Below are 3,991 nucleotides of genomic sequence, written 5' to 3'. Positions count from 1 at the left end.
TCTGCTGGAAGCGCGCGGCTCGGGCAAGGGGCAGGTGATCGATGCCGCCATGGTCGAAGGCTCGGCGCTCCTCGGGGCGATGATCTACGGCTACAAGGCGTTTGGCGCATGGACGGGAGAACGCGGCTCGGCCATGCTCGCCGGCGGCGCGCATTTCTACAACACGTATGCGTGTGCGGACGGGAAGTTTGTATCGGTGGGATCGATCGAGCCGCAGTTTTACGCGTTGCTACTCAAGCTGTGCAATATCCACGATCCCGCCTTCGACAACCACATGGACCGCAGCAGATGGCCGGAGCTGAAAACGAAGATCGCGGCCATCTTCGCAACGAAACCACGGCAAGCGTGGTGCGATCTGATGGAAGGGACGGATGTGTGTTTCGCGCCTGTCCTGGATATGGACGAAGCGCCGTCGCACGCGCATAACCGGGCGCGCGAGACATTCATAGAAGTCGATGGGGTGACGCAACCGGCACCGGCGCCGCGCTTCAGCCGGACCGCGCCGCAGGTGAATGCGGGGCCGGCGAGTGCCGGGCAGCACAGCGAAGAGATTCTTCGCGACTGGGGAGTGCAGGCGCAGACGATCGACGGGTTGCGGCGGAAGAACATCATCTAGTCGCCGCGAAGCTGCGCCTTACTCCACCACCGCCTCTTCAACCACCTTCCGCCGCCCCACGACCGACTCGAAGAACTGCTCATAGCGCCGGCGGCATGCGCGCCAGCCGAATTCATCGGTGGCGAGGGTGTTGGCCGAACTCGATGCTGCTGCCGGCCACGTCTCGCTGATCGAGCGCACGATGCCCGGAAGCTCGCTGATGTCATCGAAGAGATGAACGTTGTCGAACTTGCCGGCTGCCCATTTCATGAAGGGCGTCGAGCGCGAGATCACTAGCGGCACGCGTCCGATCGCTTCGAAAAACGCGCCGCTCACCAGCATGGAGTCGGCTGCGTGCGGCAGGATGATCACATCCGTATTCACCACGTTTTGCGCGAACTCGGCGTCCGAGAGGAACTTGGCATCGAGATTCACGGTGCCGCGCAGCGAACGCCGGTCAAGGATCTCGTTAAGCGTCGCGAGATACGCCTCGGTGCCCAGACCCGCGATCTGCAGATTGCATTCGCTTGGCCAGTTCTCCAGCACGGCGTCGATCTGTTTGTACGGGCGGATTACGCCAAGCAGCGAGAACAAGGGTTTGCCGCTTTCTTTCTTCGGCACGGTAGGCGGCTGACCCGGCGAATCCCAGTAAAGAGGATGGGGCAAGTACGTGGCCTTGTATTTGTCCTCGAAGTTCGGCGCGTGAACCACACGGAAATCGGCGAGACCGCGAATGAACGACATCACACGGCTGGCGAGGCGCCGGTTGAAGCCGGTTGTATCGTGGACTATATGGTCGTGCACGAAGTACACCGTCTTCGCTCTGGCAATTGTGATCAGCGCGCAATAGAAAGCGAAAAGCAGGCTGCCTGAAATACTGAACTGAGCACGGCCTTTCTCGCGCTTGAACGGCCGATACTCAAGCCAGTGAAACACCAGGACGTTCTCGGGTTTGAATAACTGAACGAATCCGCCCCGCAGCAAGCCCTTTACGGAAAGGGGCATGACGTCGTAACCCATCTCGGTGAATAGACTTTTCTGAATCTCGATATAGCGGTTGGTGTAATTCGTGAAAGGACACATTAGAATCTTTGTCCGCGACTCACCTGATGGCTTGCTTTCCTGGGTGCTGATCTCTGTCATGGGCACGTATCCGGCTGGACTGATTCAAAGGGGATTGTCGTGAGCAGACGCTGAACGGTAAGGCTCACCGCCCGGGCTGCAGACCGGTAAAACAATCTTCTTGGGAATGCGCAACGGCGACGCAACGGTGTGTTCGGTTTAGCTTAACACCCGGAAAATCCGCGTGCTGTATCGATTTGTATGTCTGATTAATTCGGGGAATGAGTGGCCGATTATGGTGGCCGATTATGTTGAGTGATTCATTGAGGCCGTAATTCTGGATAAGGCGCTTCTGCTGAAGCGCCTTGTTAACACCGTGCTTCAGCCTGGCGCGAATCTCACCACGATCCGGCTATAAGGCACGTCCCGGTCGACCGTCACCGAGCCTATGCCCTTGCCGGCATATGTCGTCACAAGCCGCATGCCAAGCCCCGTGCCCTGCGGTTTCGGAAAGTCGTTTGGAAAACCGTCGCCTTCGTCTTCGACCGCGAGCAGCAGCGCGTCGTTTGCGCGCTCCAGCTTGACGCGCACCTTGCCGCGGCCGTACTTGAGCGCATTGGTTACGAGTTCTGCGGTGACAAGCCCAAGCGGGGCGAGCCGTGCGGCCGGCAGCACGATGGATTCGCCTTCCAGCGTAACCTCGCGCCCTGCAGCCAGGTCAGCCAGGTCCGAGGTCAGTCCGCGCAGGTAACTTGTTGCGTCCGTGGCTTCGGCGCCGTCGTCCTGATAAAGCCGGTGATGCACGGAGCCGACCGTTCGCACACGCGTGGCGGCGGCCTGCAGATGCACGGCGACGGATTTGTCGCCGGCTAGATTCGCCTGCAGCGCGAGCAGCGTCTGCACGAGCTGCAGGCTGTTGCGCACGCGATGATGCACTTCCTTCATCATCAGCGCGGAGTTGCCCAACTGGATCTCCTGGCTCGATACCAGCGCGGCAAGCTTCTCCTCGTTTTCGTGCCGCTCGGTCACGTCGCGCATGGTGAGCACGACGCGTTTGACCTGGTCGTCGGGGTCGCGAATCGGCGCCACCGATACATCCCACCAGCGCGCATCGCCGGCGCAGGTCGGGCAGGGGCCTTCGAAGCGCGTGGGGTCTCCATTCACCGCCGTCTCCAGCGCGTGCAGGACCTTGGTCCGCTGATCTTCGGGCCACAAGTCGATGCAATGCATCCCGCCAATCTCAGCGAAGTCATCGATTTTCAGCGCGGTGAGTCCGTTGTCGTTCATGAACTCGATCCCACCCTCGACCGACAACACCTGAATGCAATCGACGCTCGCGTTCAGTACGCTGGTGGAGAAGAGCTCGTTGGCGTCTGTCTGCGATTCCGCCATGAGGCGTTCGCGGCTCATCGAGATGACGTTCGCGATGCCTTCCAGGAAAACGATATCGGTCTCGCTGAAGTCTTCGTCGTCGGAACTGTCGGCTTCCAGCACGCCGTAGGTTTCCGGAATGCCGCGAATGGGCACGTTGATCGCGCGCTTGATGCCGTGGCGCGTCAGCAATTCGGGCGTGCGGAACCGGTGTTCGGCGCCGAGGTGATTCGACAACACCGGCTGTCCGCTCGTGAACGCGTGGCCTGCGGGGCTGGCGTCGTCGGCGCCGAGTTCTGTCGTGCCGATATCCGCCGGGTCCCAGCCCACGCCTGCTTCCAGCACGAAGGTCTGGCTTTCCGGCTGATAGCGCAACACTTTGACAAAGCGAGAATGCAATCCCGCCGATACCGCCTTGCACGCTTCATCGAGCAACGCGTCGGCGTTGTGCACGCGCAGGACGGATGTCGCGAACTGCACGGCAAGTTCGTGCTGCAGGCGCAAGCGGCTTACCGACCGGTCGACGGCGCTGCGGATGGTTTCTTCTGGTGGCAATGCGTCCATCAAACTCTCCTCGGCGGCAGCGGCGGCATTGTCGATGTGCATCAACTTATGACAAATCCGGCTCAGTACGCGATTCTAACCGTGAGAACCGTATTGATGACTTTTGGCGGATTTAAGTGGCTTGCTGGCGCGCAATGCTGAATGTCTTTTCGCGGGCATAGGCGTAATCCCCGATGTTACGATCGTAACAAGAGAATGTTAGAATGCTCTATCGATTAACCGGAAAATGTTGTGCGTTGCACAACCGGCCCTACTCATGCTCGACGTCGCTTCTCAATCCGTTGTCCCCTTGCGCGGCAAACCGCCCGCCGTTCATGCCGAACGCAATCCCGGCGTGCCCCTGGATCTCTCGTGGATCGACGGCCGACTGGTTGACGCGCAAGCCGTCGATCCACGAGA

3 protein-coding genes are annotated in these 3,991 nt (G+C 60.1%); 1 reads left to right on the top strand and 2 read right to left on the bottom strand.

All coding sequences use genetic code 11. The annotated features are described in order from the left end of the window. A partial coding sequence (locus ACRXB1_RS32395; RefSeq protein WP_449494357.1) for a CoA transferase occupies nucleotides 1-616 on the top strand: 616 nt, incomplete at its 5' end. A gap of 18 nt (nucleotides 617-634) precedes the next feature. On the opposite strand, the gene ACRXB1_RS32390 is transcribed toward ACRXB1_RS32395, so the two are convergent. Then, a complete protein-coding gene (locus tag ACRXB1_RS32390) occupies nucleotides 635-1,738 on the bottom strand; it encodes a glycosyltransferase (RefSeq protein WP_449494356.1) in 1,104 nt (367 codons plus the stop codon). A 300-nt stretch (nucleotides 1,739-2,038) separates the two neighbouring features. Beyond that, nucleotides 2,039-3,592 (bottom strand): sensor histidine kinase, encoded by a 1,554-nt coding sequence (locus ACRXB1_RS32385; RefSeq protein WP_449494355.1) that lies wholly within the window; start codon nucleotides 3,590-3,592, stop codon nucleotides 2,039-2,041. Between the last annotated feature and the right edge of the window lie 399 nt (nucleotides 3,593-3,991).

Source organism: Caballeronia sp. M23-90, assembly GCF_053574605.1.
The sequence above is the reverse complement of the archived record's forward strand: the minus strand, read 5'-3'. Positions and strand labels throughout refer to the sequence as shown.